Source organism: Halomonas sp. Ps84H-12 (assembly GCF_024124725.1).
Lineage (GTDB): Bacteria > Pseudomonadota > Gammaproteobacteria > Pseudomonadales > Halomonadaceae > Vreelandella > Vreelandella aquamarina.
Window position 1 is genome coordinate 110,606 of record NZ_JAMXSJ010000002.1, and the last position, 16,371, is coordinate 126,976.

14 protein-coding genes are annotated in these 16,371 nt (G+C 55.9%); 6 read left to right on the plus strand and 8 right to left on the minus strand.

What is annotated here, in order from left to right; genetic code table 11:
- Window positions 1–296 precede the first annotated feature (296 nt).
- From NH344_RS01555 to NH344_RS01565, 3 genes are all read right to left on the minus strand, one after another.
- Window positions 297–1,316: a patatin-like phospholipase family protein gene (locus NH344_RS01555; protein WP_058575936.1), complete on the minus strand. Its 1,020-nt coding sequence runs from the start codon at window positions 1,314–1,316 to the stop codon at window positions 297–299.
- Between the two features lie 87 nt (window positions 1,317–1,403).
- Window positions 1,404–2,336 carry a CZB domain-containing protein gene (locus NH344_RS01560; RefSeq protein ID WP_253027436.1) on the minus strand — a complete coding sequence of 311 codons (933 nt, stop codon included), beginning with the start codon at window positions 2,334–2,336 and terminating at the stop codon, window positions 1,404–1,406.
- A gap of 340 nt (window positions 2,337–2,676) precedes the next feature.
- Window positions 2,677–3,396, minus strand: coding sequence for a murein L,D-transpeptidase catalytic domain family protein (locus tag NH344_RS01565; protein WP_044628986.1), 720 nt, complete (start codon window positions 3,394–3,396; stop codon window positions 2,677–2,679).
- Window positions 3,397–3,568: 172 nt separating this feature from the next.
- Between NH344_RS01565 and NH344_RS01570 the strand changes: the two genes are divergently transcribed.
- Window positions 3,569–5,200, plus strand: a complete 1,632-nt coding sequence (locus NH344_RS01570) for a L,D-transpeptidase family protein (protein ID WP_253027437.1) — start codon at window positions 3,569–3,571, stop codon at window positions 5,198–5,200.
- Window positions 5,201–5,301: 101 nt separating this feature from the next.
- On the opposite strand, the gene NH344_RS01575 is transcribed toward NH344_RS01570, so the two are convergent.
- A complete protein-coding gene (locus NH344_RS01575) occupies window positions 5,302–6,996 on the minus strand; it encodes a peptidoglycan DD-metalloendopeptidase family protein (protein ID WP_044628988.1) in 1,695 nt (564 codons plus the stop codon).
- Between the two features lie 593 nt (window positions 6,997–7,589).
- Here NH344_RS01575 and NH344_RS01580 point away from each other — a divergent pair.
- Window positions 7,590–8,510, plus strand: a complete 921-nt coding sequence (locus NH344_RS01580) for a LysR family transcriptional regulator (protein ID WP_044628989.1) — start codon at window positions 7,590–7,592, stop codon at window positions 8,508–8,510.
- Window positions 8,511–8,591: 81 nt separating this feature from the next.
- Entirely contained in the window at window positions 8,592–9,584 is a 993-nt protein-coding gene (locus NH344_RS01585; RefSeq protein ID WP_253027438.1) for a glutathione S-transferase family protein, read from the plus strand.
- 81 nt (window positions 9,585–9,665) lie between these two features.
- Here NH344_RS01585 and NH344_RS01590 read toward each other — a convergent pair whose 3' ends face one another.
- Entirely contained in the window at window positions 9,666–10,148 is a 483-nt protein-coding gene (locus NH344_RS01590) for a PRC-barrel domain-containing protein (protein ID WP_044628991.1), read from the minus strand.
- Between the two features lie 571 nt (window positions 10,149–10,719).
- Between NH344_RS01590 and NH344_RS01595 the strand changes: the two genes are divergently transcribed.
- Both NH344_RS01595 and nfi read left to right on the plus strand, forming a co-directional pair.
- Window positions 10,720–12,432, plus strand: a complete 1,713-nt coding sequence (locus NH344_RS01595) for a DEAD/DEAH box helicase (RefSeq protein ID WP_044628992.1) — start codon at window positions 10,720–10,722, stop codon at window positions 12,430–12,432.
- 141 nt (window positions 12,433–12,573) lie between these two features.
- The gene (gene nfi / locus NH344_RS01600) at window positions 12,574–13,263 is read left to right on the plus strand and encodes a deoxyribonuclease V (protein WP_044628993.1); all 690 of its coding nucleotides are present in this window, start codon (window positions 12,574–12,576) and stop codon (window positions 13,261–13,263) included.
- Here the strand turns inward: nfi and NH344_RS01605 are convergent.
- The gene (locus NH344_RS01605) at window positions 13,260–13,970 is read right to left on the minus strand and encodes a glutamine amidotransferase (protein ID WP_058575944.1); all 711 of its coding nucleotides are present in this window, start codon (window positions 13,968–13,970) and stop codon (window positions 13,260–13,262) included. The two genes, nfi and NH344_RS01605, sit on opposite strands and share 4 nt — an antisense overlap.
- Before the next feature lie 112 nt (window positions 13,971–14,082).
- On the opposite strand from NH344_RS01605, the gene tpx reads away from it, so the two are divergent.
- Window positions 14,083–14,586 (plus strand): thiol peroxidase, encoded by a 504-nt coding sequence (gene tpx, locus NH344_RS01610; RefSeq protein ID WP_253027440.1) that lies wholly within the window; start codon window positions 14,083–14,085, stop codon window positions 14,584–14,586.
- Here tpx and NH344_RS01615 read toward each other — a convergent pair.
- Together NH344_RS01615 and NH344_RS01620 are read right to left on the minus strand one after the other, a co-directional pair.
- The gene (locus tag NH344_RS01615) at window positions 14,576–15,259 is read right to left on the minus strand and encodes a type 1 glutamine amidotransferase (protein WP_253027442.1); all 684 of its coding nucleotides are present in this window, start codon (window positions 15,257–15,259) and stop codon (window positions 14,576–14,578) included. The genes tpx and NH344_RS01615 overlap by 11 nt on opposite strands.
- Complete coding sequence (locus NH344_RS01620; RefSeq protein WP_058575947.1) at window positions 15,252–16,250, minus strand: amidoligase family protein; 999 nt, start codon at window positions 16,248–16,250, stop codon at window positions 15,252–15,254. Before NH344_RS01620 ends, NH344_RS01615 begins: the two co-directional genes overlap by 8 nt.
- Between the last annotated feature and the right edge of the window lie 121 nt (window positions 16,251–16,371).

Here is a 16,371-nt window from a genome sequence, read left to right on the forward strand (position 1 = left end):
GAACGAGTTTGCCGAGACACAACGCATCAGGCGTTGCGTGGTTACGAGAACATGCCTTCGCCATTGAAGGTCAGGTTCGACGCACTCGTACCCTTGCGGGCCTGGTCCACGCCTACTACTACTGCATAGCAATAAGCAAATACTCCGCCATCTGTCTTTTTAAATATTTAAATCAGTTGCTTACTGTTTTTTCAAAGCAGTGCTAAGGGAAATAAAATCACTAGATTAATCAAGTGAGCGCACTCCTCATGAGCAGAGTGCGCCAAGTTGGGGCAGTGCTGGATGGCTGAAGGGAGTTATTCGTGCAGATATACTGCATCAATATCCAGGGTTGAGCGTTGGCCGATGGCATCAAAGTTAGCCGTGATCCAGTTGTCGGCGGCTTCTCTCCCTTGGTCAAACAGGTGGCATAAAAATGGCCATTCAGAGTTGAGTTTGCTTGAAACCGATAAGCTATCGAGTGCCTGATCGCCACTAATGCGGTGAAAAAGCGACTGCTGGTAGCAGTTTTCAATACCCTGCTCTTCAAGGGTACGTTTCAACAGCGCGATCATGCGCACTTCTTTAATCAGCGCGGCATTAAAGGTGATTTCGTTAAGGCGGTTCATAATGGCCGAAGCGGAGGTGGGTAGTTCATCACGGCGAATCGGGTTGATCTGTACCAACAGAATATCCCTTGCGCTGCACTCTTCCATTAAGGGGAAGAGGGCTGGGTTGCCCATGTAGCCGCCGTCCCAATATGCTTCGCCGTCGATTTCCACAGCCTGGAACATAAAGGGCAGACAAGCCGATGCCATGACCGCATCGACGCTCATCTCTTCTCGACGAAACACACGCTGTTTGCCGGTGCGCACGTTAGTAGCTGCCACAAAGAGCTTTAGCTGGTCGCACTGGCGTACCCGCTCAAAGTCGATGTGGGCCGCCACAATATCGCGCAATGGATTCAAATTGAGTGGGTTGAGTTGGTAGGGCGACACCAGGCGAGTCATCAAGTCCATGGCGATATAGCCGGGGGAGTGCTCCAAACTCCAATTGCCGGTTAGTACATCCATCGGCGAGCGGCGGATAGGACTTGCCATGCCCGCGCGGCTTACCGCCTTCCAAAAATTCCTGAGAGATTGCCGGGCGGCCTGTTTACCACCACGGGTAAGGGCATCTGCCATGACTACGCCATTCATAGCGCCTGCGCTGGTGCCACTAATGCCCTCAATCTCAATACGGTCATCTTCCAGAAGTCGATCAATAACTCCCCAGGTATAAGCACCATGGGCTCCACCGCCTTGTAGCGCGAGATCTAGCTTCTTTGCAGCTGCCATCGTCATCCTCACCGTCTGCGTTATGAGTTCCATGCTCAGCATGGCATAAATAACGCATTACGGGAGGAGTGTTATATGGGGAGCAATTTAAGGCGCATCAGCAAGCGGTGAAGGATGACTTGCTGACATCGGTATCTCATAAACAGCCTGCTCCATAAGCTGATCAAGTTGCTTAGCAAGTGCTACGCTTGCTTCCTCCATTAGTGCTAGGGAGGCCAGTTGACCCGTATGATCCCCTTGTCTTGCATAGCGCAAAGCGTCCAAGCCGCTTTCATGGAAGCGGCGGTGAGGAGCCGCCAGCGAGCGATACGCCTCGGTATGTTTATAGCGCTGCCCCTCGCCCGTAAAGTACCAGCGGCCTAGCGTACAGTGCTGATGATCCACCATGTGGTCCTCGAAATAGGCGGAAAGTAGCTGGTGGTAGATCCGACTTTTCCAAACGGCGTGCTCTAGCTTGGCAGCGTGCAAACAGGCCGTCGTGGTGCTGTGGTGAATCACTTTATACATATGACGTGCTTGATCCATGAGTTGCTCTATCACCTGCTCTGCCGCTTGGGCTGCATTGGCCAGCGCCGTAGATGTTTCCCGCTGATGGGCCTGCACGCGAGCATCTTCTTTTAGCAATATGGCAACCTGCTCAATCCAGTGATCCAATTGGTGGCCTAGATGCTGCGTATGGTCGGCAAGGTGCTGGATATCGCTGACGATAGCAGGTAAGCCAGAGGGCTCCTGGTGTATATGAGCCTCCTCTAGCGCCGTGGTCATGGCAAGTGCACGGGTATGCCCGGCGTTACGGGATAGCTCTACACCGATTTTGCGTAGCTCGTGCAGCGCCTGTTCGCTAGCGAGCGGGGCTGCATAGTGAACATCTGCCTGTTGGAAGCGTTGACACTGGTGTTTGATCGTCTGAGCCGTTTGTTCAGCATGATGAAGCCGCGCAAATAAGTCTGACAAAGTGGCCCGTTCACTCGCTAACTGCTCGGCATGGTGTTCGGCCCCCGTGCTTAATGAAGCCAGCATATCTGCTCCTTTGGACTGGAGCATGCTGATCGATTCAACTGGTGTCATCAGGCTGATAGCACGGCAACCATGAACGCTTTTTTCAGTCGCAAGCTGAGTACGCAGCTCGGTAACTTCATGCTCTAAACGGCGGATCGTTTGAAAGGGGTGCATAAAGGCAAACATGACCAATACCTGCAGTAGCGGAGCGTTGTGTGATCTTTTGTCACAGAGTATTGCAGAGGGTTTCCATGTCTGCCTGGAAAGAGTATCGATTCACGATCAAAATCAACCTCTTGCATATAAAAAGAGGGAGTATTTTCATGCTTCACGACTGCTTTTCTTAATTGTTACCTACCCTTTAGCGGCGAGCTAACGACAGTGCGGTAGGGCAGTTAATCACCTGAGAAGTAGCTAACCACTCCTCATCAGGGTAGTAAGCAAAGACATACTGGTTCTCTTTCAAACTATCAATCAGCGGATATGTGATGTCTTCACGCACGGCGGGGCAGCCGTGGCTACGGCCAAGGCGGCCGGTTTGCGCAATAAAGTCATCGCTAACATAGTCGGCGCCGTGAATAACAATTGCTCGCTCAAAAGCTAGATCGTTCACTTCTGGCTCCAGGCCGTCCAGGCGCAGCGAATAGCCATTACGGCCGTAGTAGCTATTCATAGTGCGGAACAGGCCAATGCTGGACTGATGGCTGTCAGGTGTGTTCGAGAAAGCACTAGCCACCGCATCGCCAGAGCCCTGGCCATGTGACACCAGCTCTTCAAACAACAGGGTATGCTGGTGAAGGTCAAATACCCACATGCGTGGCTCTGAAGAGGGGAGCGAGTAATCAATTACGGCTAGGCGCTCTGCTGATGGGTCTGCACAGCTTAGTGCCTGGGCAGCAAGGCGCAGTGCCTCGGGCGTGGCCCCTGGTGCTAACTGGAGTAACTGGTGGTGAAGAGGAGAAACACCTGCGGGCGGTGCTGTTGCCACCTGGGAGAAAAAACTCGCCGCTTGAAGCGGGTAAGAAAGTAACACGATAGGTAAAGAAAACAGTACAGTGGTTATGCGTGAGCGAAAAAGCATGGGTGCAATCCTGACTAAAGTGGCGAAAAAAGGGTACACACGTAGAGTCATAACGAGTAAACGTAAACGGCTATGATAAAAAACGCGTATCGGTACGGGAACAGCTGATATGACGTTAAGCAAAAAGAGTGAAGCCACACCACAATGCTGCATAGTAACGCAAGGAGGGGCGATGAACGACAATCAGCCACTAAGACGATGGGCGATAGGGGCCGCGCTCTGTCTGACGCTAACCTACCCACTGATGGCCACCTCAAGCGAACCCGCTAGCGAAGCGTTACAGCAAGCGCTGACACAGCGCATTCAGCAAAGCGGAGAAACGCTGCCGGTAGAGTCGTTTTACCAACTGAGGGATGGGCAGCCTGCTTGGCAGACTATCAACCGTGTTGAAGCGCTGGTCAGCGCATTGAATAGCCTCGTGGATGACGGTTTAACGCCGAGTGATTATCAAGCCGCTTCGCTGTTGGATGATTTTCAGCTTAGCCAGCAGCTAGACGCCCAAGCGAAAGCAAGCTTCGATGTGCGCGCTACCCGTTCGCTGCTGTTAGCACTGGATCATTTATCGCTAGGTAAAGTGAACCCTAAAGACGTCGAGCCCAACTGGGACTTACCACGCCCTGAGCGGAGTTATGCACTTCCTCGGGTAGTGCAGGCGGTTGAAGAGGGTGATGTGCATCAGGCGCTGGCTTTCGCTCGCCCCGCATCTCCTGAGTATGCTCAGCTGCGCGAAGCGTTGACGCATTACCGCCGTTTGGCAGAGCAGGGCAGCGTGCCTTACTTACCGGGGCGTGAGGAGTCGCTGCGTCCCGGCGATATTGATGACGACGTTCAAACGCTACGCCAGCGCCTGACGCTATGGGGCGAGCCCCACCTGCTGGCAGCAGATAGTAGCGCTTACCCCATGGTCGACGTGCAGGCGTCAGGAGCTGACCCTCGCAGCTTCGACCGAGAGTTAGCGCAAGCGGTCATGCGTTTTCAGCGACGCCACCAGTTGCAAGAAGATGGCGTAGTGGGAGAGCGCACACGACTGGCACTGAACATGCCCGTCTCCGCACGAGTGAACCAATTGCGCATCAACCTGGAGCGCGCCCGCTGGATTCGCCCTTCGCTGGAGCGGGCGCCCAACGTATGGGTCGATATTGCAGGCTATCGCTTGCATTATACGCGCCCCAATGGCCAGCATTGGGATACCCGAGTGGTGGTGGGCTCGCCCAGCCGTGAAACGCCGATTATTCACTCCTCCATCAGCCATTTAACGGTTAATCCGAGCTGGACGATTCCGCCTACGATTATGCGTGAAGATGTGCTACCACGGATCCGCCAGGACGAGCAGTATCTGGTGCGGCAGAACATTCAGGTAGTGAGCCTATCTGGAGAAACGCTGGATGCGAGCACGATCGATTGGCAGCGTCCTGGAGGCGTGATGCTTCGCCAAGTGGCAGGGAGCAGCAATCCTCTGGGACGTGTCGTGGTGCGTTTTCCCAATAACGACATGATTTACTTGCACGATACCCCGGCAAGAGGGCTCTTTCAGCGTGAGCACAGGGCGCTGAGCTCTGGCTGTGTGCGGGTTGAGGGGGTAACGGAATTTGCCCAGCTCCTACTGCATGACAGCGGCAGCCGTTATCAACTCAATACGCTGATCGCGAATGGCCGCAGCGATCAAAACGTGAACTTGCCTAACCGTATTCCGGTAGCGCTGCACTATCTGACTGCTTGGCCCAACGGGCAAGGCGATGTAGTGTTTAGAGAGGATATCTATCACCGCGATGCGGCGCTGCTCGCAGCGCTCAAAGCAGTGTAAGTCGCTCGTCATTCATCACTACTGTTCATCACTACGGGTAGTATCAAAAAAGCCGCCCCACGTCGTGTGGAGCGGCTTTTTCGTATCGCCGTGGAGAGTACTTATTGGAGGCTTTCGTCGCTGTCGTTATCGCGCTCGTAGTTAGCCACGCTAATGGTGCCGGTTTCGCCACTCTCCAGCGCGGCCAACATCGGCTCGGCTTGGCGTTGGAACGCGATCAGCGTGTCGCCGCTTAGGCTAGTGTTCTCGGGCAGTTCGACCGTCATCGCGTTCACCGGCGTGTTATTGACGATGACTTCATAATGCAGGTGGGGGCCTGTGCTGCGGCCGGTATTACCGGACAGCGCAATACGATCGCCCATCGTGACGCGCTCGCCCTGGCTGACCAATGGTTGCGACAAATGCAAATAGCGGGTGCGGTAGCCGTTGTCATGGCGCACAACGATGTAACGACCGGCAGCGTGGTGGTTGCCGACACGCTCGACACGGCCATTGGCTGGCGCGGTGATAGGGGTACCAATGGGCATCGCAAAGTCGGTGCCGTTGTGCGGGCTCACTCGACCGGTGACCGGGTGTAGGCGGCGTGGGTTGAAGTTGGAGCTAAGACGATAATTACCTTCGAAAGGATGACGCGCAAAGGCCGGATCGAGGCTGCTGCCTTCGGGCGTGTAAAAATTATCGTCGGTGGTATTGCGCACGACGGTCAGGTCCATGCGCTCGCCGTCATACTTAACGGCCAGTACACGCGAATCAAGTGTCTCGCCATCGATCATGTCAGATTCGACCAAGACCTGAAACTGATCCCCCCGGCGGCTGTCACGACGGAAGTCCAGCTTTTTTTGCAAGATGCGCGTAAGCTCCGTGACGGAGCTGCTGCTCAAGCCGGTGGCTTGGGCTGAGCGAGCAAAGCTGCCCGTTACGCTACCGGCATAAAGGCGCTGTACGGGCTCACCCTGACGTTCGATAGCCGTAATGGCGTATTGGTCACTATCCCGCTCTAGTAGAACGCCTTCGCGCGTGTTCTTCATCATGCGCAGTGCCAATAACCGGCCCGTTTCGTCCAACTGGTAGTCGAAGCTGTGACCTGCACGCCAATGCGTCAACATGCGAGGATCTGGTAGGTCGTCCAGCAGGGCGAGCACTTCGCTGTACCCCAAGCCCAGCTCGTTTTGCGCTAACACGGCAAACGTCTCGCCAGGCTCGACGATATGAGTTTCCCACTCAGGAACGAACGGCTCTTCGGCTGCCAGCTCCAGTTCCAGGAACGAGACATCGTCCTCGTAGAGTTCGACCCCATAATCCTCGTAAGAAGTGGCATCAGCGATTTCGACGGAGTCGTCGACATTGAGCATGCCGCTTGTAATCGTGCCTAACACGATGGCCATATGAAGGGCGCCGTCATCCAGTGCCCCCTCGTGCAGCGCTACCTGAGATTGGGCATCGCGTGGCTCAGCTTCACTCGCCATAGAGGCTTCTGCGCTGGTAATCACGTCGAGATCAACGATCTCGGTGGCAGCTAATTCACTTAAGGGGATATGTTCCCGGGTAGCGTCGAGCGCGCGCGAGGCACGGTCAATCGCTTCTGCAACGGGCGCTCGCTCTTGGCGAAGCGAAGGCACGCCCGGGGCAGAATCACTGGGAAGCGGAACTAACACGCTTTCCAGCGGAGTCTGGGGTTGGTTTAAATCGTGGTACGTGGTGATAAGTTTCTGTGCGCCCAGCACGGTGACCATGGTGGCCACGGGTAACAGTAATAATTTATGCGTGCGGGGCAGCGAATGAAGGATTCGCAACATGGGTAAATGGGCCGCCGAGTTCGTGAAATAAAAGTAACATGATAGTAAGCAATCTCGGGAACCATACCCCATGGAGGCAGGAGTGAATAGACTGTACATCTATACACAAAACATACTTTCGCTAAAAAGCGGAATTATTCAACTTGGGTGAGGATTTATGAACGCCGTTTGCTAACAAAAGTAACGTTGAACGTGCATGCTGGTGTGCGACGGCCCTCATTATTTTGCTCTTAACCATGGATGTAAGTTAGGCATTGCGAAAGCTGTTATACAGCTTGTGTCTAATTTAAAAGGCTTTTATCTCTTTTTGCGACTTTAATGAGCAGCCAAACAGGGTCTAAGTGAGAGGATCTACACCACGTTAGCAGCCTATACGATGATCATTACTCAAATAATTGAGGCAGCGTTAAAGATAACGAACAGGTTTTTTGTAATTTTTTGTATTTTTGGCGAGTGAGCTTTTGTCTTAGCGCGCTGCCGTTTACGCAGTGTTTGTCAGAGAACGAGTACTCGACGCTATTTCCTGGCATTCTAGTGGTATTTTTTCGAAGATGAAGTGGGTTGTTTCGCTGTATGGCGTCGAGGAAATCGAAATGTCTCGGGTAACACTAGCGCAGTGGCAGATGCTGGCCGCCGTGGTGGATCACGGTGGATTCGCACGGGCGGCAGAGGCTATCCACAAAAGTCCCTCCACGCTTAATCATGCGGTCCATAAATTAGAAGAGCAGTTGGGTATTCAGGTGCTTGAGCCGGTAGGTCGACAGGTACGCCTAACAGAAGCAGGCGAGCTGCTGCTTCGCCGTGCGCGCCAATTGATCGAGAGTGCGGAGTCACTGGAAGATGTAGCGTCGCGGCTTGCGGCGGGTTTAGAGGCTGAAGTGGTGGTGGCCATCGACCAAATTTTTCCTGCGGCTGCTCAGGCAAAAGCGTTGGAGCGCTTCTCTGACACCTACCCGCAGGTCAGAGTGCAGCTTCACGAGAGCGTGCTCAATGGCGGTACTGAAATGCTCTACGACGGCCGGGCGGACTTGGTGATTTCTGGCATCGAAGCGCAGGGATTTCTGGGGGAGCCGCTAGTGAATGTGCGTTTTGTGGCCGTCGCGCATCCAGGCCATGCGCTGCATCAGTTGGGGCGCTCGCTGGATTTGCGCGACTTGGCGCAGCATCGACAGTTAGTGGTGCGCGACTCGGCGCTACGCCAGTCTACCAACGCTGGCTGGTTAAAAGCCGAGCAGCGCTGGACGGTCGGGCATGTGAGTACGTCATTAGATATGCTGCGTCGCGGGCTAGGGTTTGCCTGGATACCGGAAACGCGTATTGCCGATGAGCTGGCCAGCGGTCAGTTGAAGCCGCTGCCGCTAAGCGCCGGGGGTATACGCGAAGTCCCCGTTCAATTGATCTTCCGTGACCGTGACCGCGCAGGCCCTGCGGCCCATGCCATGGCGGCAGCGTTAAAGCGGGCAGTAAAAGAAGTCTGCGAGCAACGTTCGATTCCCTCGAATGAACAGCCGTAAAACATGCGCTTGAGCCTGAATCAGTCGGGGGTATGCTGAACGTCAATCACAGTATAAAACGTTCAACGTAGGAGACGCCTGATGGGACTGCTTGTAAACGGTGAGTGGGTAGACCAGTGGTATGACACCAAAAAGCATGGCGGTGAGTTTGTACGTGAGTCCGCGCAACTGCGCGATTGGGTGGGCAGTAGTGAAGAGTCGCAAGGCGACAGTTATCCGGCCCAAGCGGATCGCTACCACTTTTATGTATCGCTCGCCTGCCCCTGGGCGCACCGTGCGCTGATCATGCGCAAACTGAAAGGTCTGGAACCGTTGATAGGTACTTCTCACGTTAGCCCGCTGATGCTGGGCAACGGTTGGACATACCATCAAGACGAAGGCGCCAGCGGCGATCCGATCAATCACGCTGAGTTTCACCACCAGCTCTATACCATGACCAACCCGACCTACACTGGGCGGGTCACGGTGCCGGTATTGTGGGATAAACAGCGCAGCGCGATTATCAATAACGAATCCGCTGATTTGCTGCGTATCTTCAACCGAGCCTTCGATGAGCTGACAGGCAATAATCTGGATTTCTACCCAGAAGATCTGCGCAGCGTCATCGACGAAGTAAATGATGACGTATACGACCATATCAATAATGGCGTTTACAAATCCGGGTTCGCCACCGAGCAGCAGGTGTATGAGAAGCACGTGACCGCACTCTTTGATGCGTTAGAGCGCATTGAGAAGCGACTGGCAGAGCATCGCTACCTCGCGGGGGAGTGGCTCACCGAAGCGGATATTCGCCTCTTCACAACGCTAATTCGCTTTGACGCGGTCTACTTTGGCCACTTCAAATGCAATTTCAAACGCATTGAAGATTACCCGAACCTTTCCAACTACGTGCGTGAGCTTTACCAGTGGCCGGGTGTGGCGGAGACCGTCAATATGGATCATATCAAGCGACACTACTATTACAGCCACGACACGATTAACCCCACGCGTATTGTACCAGCAGGCCCGCTACTGGACTTTATGCGCCCGCACGACCGGGAGCGTTTACCGGGACAGGGGATACGTCGCCGCTAAATGCTGTACGCTATGTACGAAAAAGGGCCATCCGCTTGGGTGGCCCTTTCCTATATTGCTGTGTATCAGCAAACAAACGTGTTACTCGTTGGCATCTATTGCTTCACGAGTAGACTGCCAAGCGCTCTGTGCACCTTCTTTAGTGGTTTGCCAAGCATCGCGTGCGTTCGCTTTGGTTTGTTCCCACCAGTCGCGATCATACGTTGGGAATGACTCCACTTCTTCAGATGTAGCTTCCAACATGATGCGATGCTCAGTGTCGCCATCGTTTTCAGTATGCGTTTCAAGCGTAAATTGGTCAGTGTTCACTACAATTTCGCGTCCGCCTAAGCCAAGTACAGCACCACTCTCGATTACGAGGGCTGAAATACGCATCTCTTCGTCAAACAAAATGTCATCGACTTCGCCAATCTCTTCGCCTGACCCATTGGCAAAGAACACTTCTGCATCAAGGATATCATCGGCAGAGTACATACCCTGCGGCTCTGTTTGCGCCTGAACATTAAAGGCCATACCGCCAAGCAGTGCCGTTGTAATTGCAGTCGTGAGGATTGATTTACGCATAGCTTCTCTCCATGTGGCTATAAAAGTAGCGTTTTAACGCTAACAATAATCTGATCCCAGTTCATGTGCATCACGCCTTGAAGTTCTTGAACAACGTGAGGCACCTCTCAGGTTAGACCAATAGTGAACAAGTGCAAGTTTCAGGATGATATTGGTTAAAGTAAAAAAGCTGGTCAGCTCACCAGTGGGGTGGTAGGATGCGCGCTCCTCGCATGTGTTGACCCCTCCATCACGACGGCAAGCGTTGATTCAGTGGCCTTGTGGCATTGAGCAGAACGTTTGCAGGAACATCCCCTCGACTGGATGTTCATTGCTGTGAAGATGGCGCGCCTCCAGCATTTCACCAAACGGGTGAAATCGGCGCAGAAGGTCGCCACAGCGGTTGGCCCGCAAATGCGGTGTTGCCAGCCGAATGCCAGGTGCGACCGGCGTCTCCGACTCCACTGATGACGATATCCGCGATGCGGAGCCTTGTTCTTTTGCAGCGTACTGTTACGCGCTGCATGAAAACAGAGTCAGAGACGCTTACGATGTTTTTTGCCGGTTCTTCCGGCCTACCAAGGTGTGATTAATGACCTCGACTTCTGTCGCCTCGCCGAGCTTCGGCGATCTGGCTCTATTGCCTGCCGTTCTGTCTGCTGTTGAAGCACAGGGCTATGAAACTCCTTCACCCATCCAGGCGCAGACCATTCCTGCTTTGCTGGAAGGTCGCGATATGCTGGGCCAAGCGCAAACGGGTACCGGCAAAACCGCTGCTTTCGCACTACCGCTGCTGTCGCGTCTCGACATGCAGCGTCGCGAGCCCCAGGTACTGGTGCTTGCGCCGACCCGCGAACTGGCTCAACAGGTCGCCGTCTCTTTTAGCCGTTATGGCCAAAACCTTCAGGGGTTGGAAGTGGCTACCCTCTGCGGTGGTCAAGAGTACCGTGAGCAGTTAGGGGCGCTGAAGCGTGGTGCCCAAGTGGTAGTGGGCACGCCGGGCCGCGTGATTGACCACCTGGATCGTGGCAGCCTGAAGTTAGATGGCCTGTCTGCGCTGGTGCTGGACGAAGCCGACGAAATGCTGCGCATGGGCTTTATCGACGACGTAAAACGCGTGGTTGCCGATACCCCGAAAGATGCTCAGCGTGTGTTTTTCTCGGCGACCCTGCCGACTGAAATCGAGCGCATCGTCAACCGTTATTTGGTCAACCCGGTAAAGGTGGCGATCGAGTCGCGTACCACCACAGGTGAAAACATCGAGCAGCGCCTCGTGCGTGTCGACGGTGGTGCCAAGCTGGAAGCGCTGGCGCGTATTCTCGAAGTGGAGCCGGTGGATGCGGCCATCGTGTTCGTACGTACACGTGCTGCCTGTACCACGCTGGTCGAGCAGTTGACTGCTCGTGGCGTCAACGCCGCTGGCCTATCGGGTGATCTAGATCAGAGCCTGCGTGAGCGCACGATTACCCGCTTGAAGCGTGGCAAAGTGGACGTGCTGATTGCGACTGACGTTGCTGCCCGTGGTCTTGACGTTCCGCGTATTACGCACGTTATCAACTACGACCTGCCGCAAGACGCTGAAGCCTACACCCACCGTATCGGTCGTACCGGTCGTGCGGGCCGTAGCGGCATCGCAATCACTTTCGCGGGCTTCCGTGAAGGTCGCAAAGTGGGTTGGATGGAGCAGGCAACCGGTCAGAAAATGACTGAAATGCCGCTGCCTGACGAAGCCGCTATTCGCGCCCACCGTGATGAAGTGTTCCATCATCGCGTTGTTGCCGCGCTGACGAAAGGTGCAGAAGAGCAGCGTGCCCTGGTCGAGCGTTTGGTGGAAGAGGGTCACGACGCCGTCGAGCTGGCCTGCGCGTTTGCCGCCATGGCCCGCGCCGACGAAGCGCCGATTGGTCGTCTTCAGGCACCGCGCAAAGAGCGTGCCCCGCGCGATGGCGCACCGGGCAAGCCGGGCGGTGCTCGTCGCGAGCGCTCCAGCGCGCCCAGCGAAGGCATGACCCGCTACCGTGTTTCCGTTGGCCATAAAGACGGTGTGAAGCCGGGTCAACTGGTCGGCGCGCTGGCGAACGAAGGCGGCATTGAAGGCGCGCGTATCGGTCGTATCGATATTCGCAACGCTTTCTCGGTCGTTGAACTGCCTAGCGGTCTGCCGTCTACCATTCTGGCCAAGATGGCTCGTGCCCGTGTGGCCGGTCGCCCGCTGGAAATCAGCGAAGACCGTGCGTCTGAGCGTGCACCGCGCCGCCGTCGTGACGATGGTGATGCGCCGGTTCGCCGCCGCGAACGTGCGTAACTCAGTCTTGGGCGCTTAACATCGCCTAACGCTTGAGTCACGTCGATCCCCCTATGCCACTGGCCTCGCGCCAACTGGCGTAGGGGGATTTTTTTTGGCTACGCTATACGTACTTCACTTTGATAGTCACAAGGAGCATGCATGGACGCTGCGCTACACGAATGGAGCCTGTCACCCAAACAGGCGATTGCGCTGCAGTCACAACTCGCCCAGCAGTTAGAGAGCCGTGACCGCATCAACCCGGTGAGGTATATCGCGGGGGTAGACATTGGCTTTGAAGAGGGCGGGGCGGTGACGCGGGCGGCAGTGGTGGTGTTGCAGTGGTTGCCAGAAGAGGCTCCGTATCTACCGGTGGTCGAGCAAGTGGTGCATCGCGAACCCACACGCATGCCCTATATTCCAGGGCTACTCTCCTTTCGCGAAATCCCCGCTGTGCTAGGTGCGTTTGCCAAGCTCAAGACTCAGCCACAGCTGGTGATGGTCGATGGCCAAGGCATCGCCCACCCCAGGCGGCTAGGGGTCGCGGCACATCTAGGGCTTTGGCTTGATCTACCTACCATCGGTATCGCCAAGTCACGGTTGACTGGTAAGCATGCAGAGGTTGGTGAAGCGCGGGGCGATTGGGTACCGCTCATGGCCGGGCAAGAGGTGATTGGTGCCGTACTACGCTCGCGGGGGAACGTAAAGCCGGTATTCGTCTCGCCGGGGCATCGGCTTTCGCTGGATACCTCCCTTGAGTGGGTAATGCGCTGCCTGGGCCCAACCAAGCTGCCTGAGCCGACCCGCTTGGCAGATCGGCTGGCATCGCGGCGAGATCAAAAGAAGCGTTAAATAAAGTCGATAAAAAGCTGCAGCAGGCTGGTCGCTTCTGGCGTCTCGCTAATCTCATTGAGTAGCTGGTCTGGGTTGTCACCCTGGTCACGCAGGGCTGCGCGCTGGCGCTCAATGTAGGCGCGCATGACGGGCGGTGAAAACTCAGGGTGAAACTGCACGCTCCATTGGCGCGGCCCGTAGCGTAGCGCTTGGTGGGCGTCGTGGCAGTTGTGGGCCAGAATAGTAGCGCCATGAGGAAGCTGCATCACCGACTGAGCGTGGGTGAGGTGAGCAGGGAAGTGCACGGGTAGTTGGCTAAAGAGCGGGTCTTGCTGGCCTGCCTGGGTTAAGCGTACCGTCCGAGTGCCCGATTCTCGGCCAGCGGGGTGATAGTCGCTAATACCGCCAAACGCCGCCGCCATTAGCTGATGGCCATAACAAACGCCCAGCAGCGGCAGGTTATCGGCCAGTGCTTGCTGCAGCCAGGGTTTTAGCGCCTCGCTCCAGGAGGGCTGCTCGCTCACCATGCTGTGAGAACCGGTAATCACGGCACCTGCAATGTCGTCGGGAGGCGTCGCCGTCAGCCGCGCATCCCACACCTTGAGCGTTAACTGCTCGGGTAACGTATCGTTCAGCCGCCGGATAAACAGCTGCTCAAAATCACCGTGTTGGTCGACCACTTCAGGGAAGGCGTCCCCGGTTTTAATAATGACTAAAGAGGCCATGGCATTCTCGTTATCGTGTCGCGGCGGTGGAAAGATAGCCGAATCAGGTCATTACGCTGTAAGCTGAAACGTCTTGTTTAATTACCGTTTTACCATACATTAGGAGCTTGATATGCAACAGATTACTCGTGCAGGGCAGCCGATAGATGTAGCAGGTACTCTACCTGTCGTTGGGCAAGCTGCCCCAGCGATGACGCTGACCAACAGCGACCTGGAAGATGTCACGCTGGACACCTACCAAGGCAAACGTAAAGTGTTGAACATTATACCCAGTGTGGACACGCCCACCTGTGCGATGTCTACCCGGCGGTTTAATGAGCTGGCCTCCAGCCTGCAAGATACCGTTGTACTGGTAGTCTCGGCTGACCTGCCGTTCGCCGCCAAGCGCTTCTGCGGAGCCGAAGGGCTGGATAACGTTGAGATGCTCTCCACCTTCCGCCATCGGGAATTCCAGGAAGCCTGGGGCGTGGCGCTGTGTAACAACAGCATGGAAGGGCTGTGTGCCCGTGCGGTCGTTGTACTGGATGCGGACAACCGCGTGCTGCACAGCGAGCTGGTTAGCGAGCTGAAAGACGAGCCGGATTACGAAGCGGCTCTCGCGGTGCTCAACGGCTAATTCGTTCGCGCCCTTGTTTGGCAGCCGCCACCAGCGCGCTAATCAAGCGCTGCTGGGGGCGGTTGAAGATTAGCCATTCGGGATGCCACTGTACGCCAATCAGAAAGTCGTGAGCTTCGGACTCAATCCCCTGCACTAGCCCATCTCTGTCTCTCGCGACGATTTTAATGTCTTTTCCCGCCTGGTTAACGGCCTGGTGATGCAGGCTATTCACACGGCACCAGGTCACCCCCAGCAGTTGATACAGTTGGCTGCCGCCGACGATATCGACCGTTTTACGGGGCAGCACGGTACGCCGCCGCTTCAAGCCTTCATGGGTGGTATAGATATCGGGATCCAGCGTGCCGCCCAGATGCACGTTGATCAGCTGCGCACCTCGGCAGATGCCCAGTACTGGCGTATGGCGGGGTATGAAGCGCTTCAGCAGGCCGAGTTCCAGCTCGTCACGAGCCGGGTCCAGGCGCACGTCCAGCTGCACTTCACCGCCGTACAGGTGGGCTTGAATGTCGTCCCCGCCGCCAATGATCAGGCCGTCCAGATGCTCTGGCAAGGGGCGGGAAGGGGAAAGCCGCAGCGGCCTGCCGCCGTGACGCCAGACGGCAAACCAGTCAAAGCACCAGGCAAGCTGGCTTTTGTAATCCGAGGTCGTGATGCCGATCAAGGGTCTAGACATAGCCAAACAGTCTGCGCTTGAGGCGCTGCCACCAGGGCTGGCGCTGTTCGGCCATGTACTCCTGGCAGCGGGCGTGAAGGTTGTCCTGATCGTGGGCCAGCTTCTCTACCTCCACCCAGCGGTTCCACTCCATTACGCTGCCCCAGCCCGGCTGCGACAGCTGCGCATTGGGCAACCGATAATGGAAGGTGGGCCGTGGCTTGGTCAACTGGCCGTGCAGCAGCGCGTGAGGGTGTTCCGGGCGCAGGTGGGCAAACAGCGGCAGAAGGTCCAGCTCGCGGTTACGGGTAGGGTTATCGGCCAGGTAGTCGTCGATGAAGGTATCTAGGTCCGGCTGGTAACGCAGATCCAGCACCTTACGGGCGTACTCCTTGGGAAACGGGTTGGCGTGAGGCAGCACTTCGCGGGTGATATCCACCTTAATTTCTTCACGCAGCCAATTGGCTAGCAGCAGGTAGGCGCGCATCATGGCGAGCAGGTACTCCACCTCCTGGCTTTCCACCTCAGGGTTCAGGTGTAGACCAAAACCATAGAGCAGGCTGGCATCGGTGCCTTTGGCGCCTTTTTCCCGCAGCGTTTCAAAGAGCGTATCGAGTGTTTCTAGCTCGTCCCAAGGAATAGGCGGGCAGACGATTTCGGTGGGCACCAAGCCGGTCACCATATCGCCGATCAGCTCGCGGGTTTTTTGGTGAAACTCTACTCGCCGCTGGTGCTGCTGGCGCGCCCATTCACTGTCGCTTTCATGGTGCTCTTCCAGCAGTGCTTTATCAGGGTGGGCGTATTGGGTATCCAGCTCAATGCCAAACTCTCCCCAACGTGTGCCTTCCACCTGTAGCCGATGAGGGCTGACCACGTTAAGCTCCCCACCAAATAGCGTGCGCACCAGCTCAGCCGTCTCGCGGGGCGGTAGCCCGGCAAACTCGATTTCAACGCCGACGCAGCGTGTTTGGCCATCTTTATTTACGCGTTTGGGTGGGGCTTGCAGCGTCATCTCGGTATCCTTGAGAGGAACGTTTGAAGGGTCAGCCTATCATAGTCACGCGTTGAGGCTGAGCGTAATCAACGAAGTAAATGTTAATCACCGGTACCTGTGACCGGTCTATGTCGGGAGT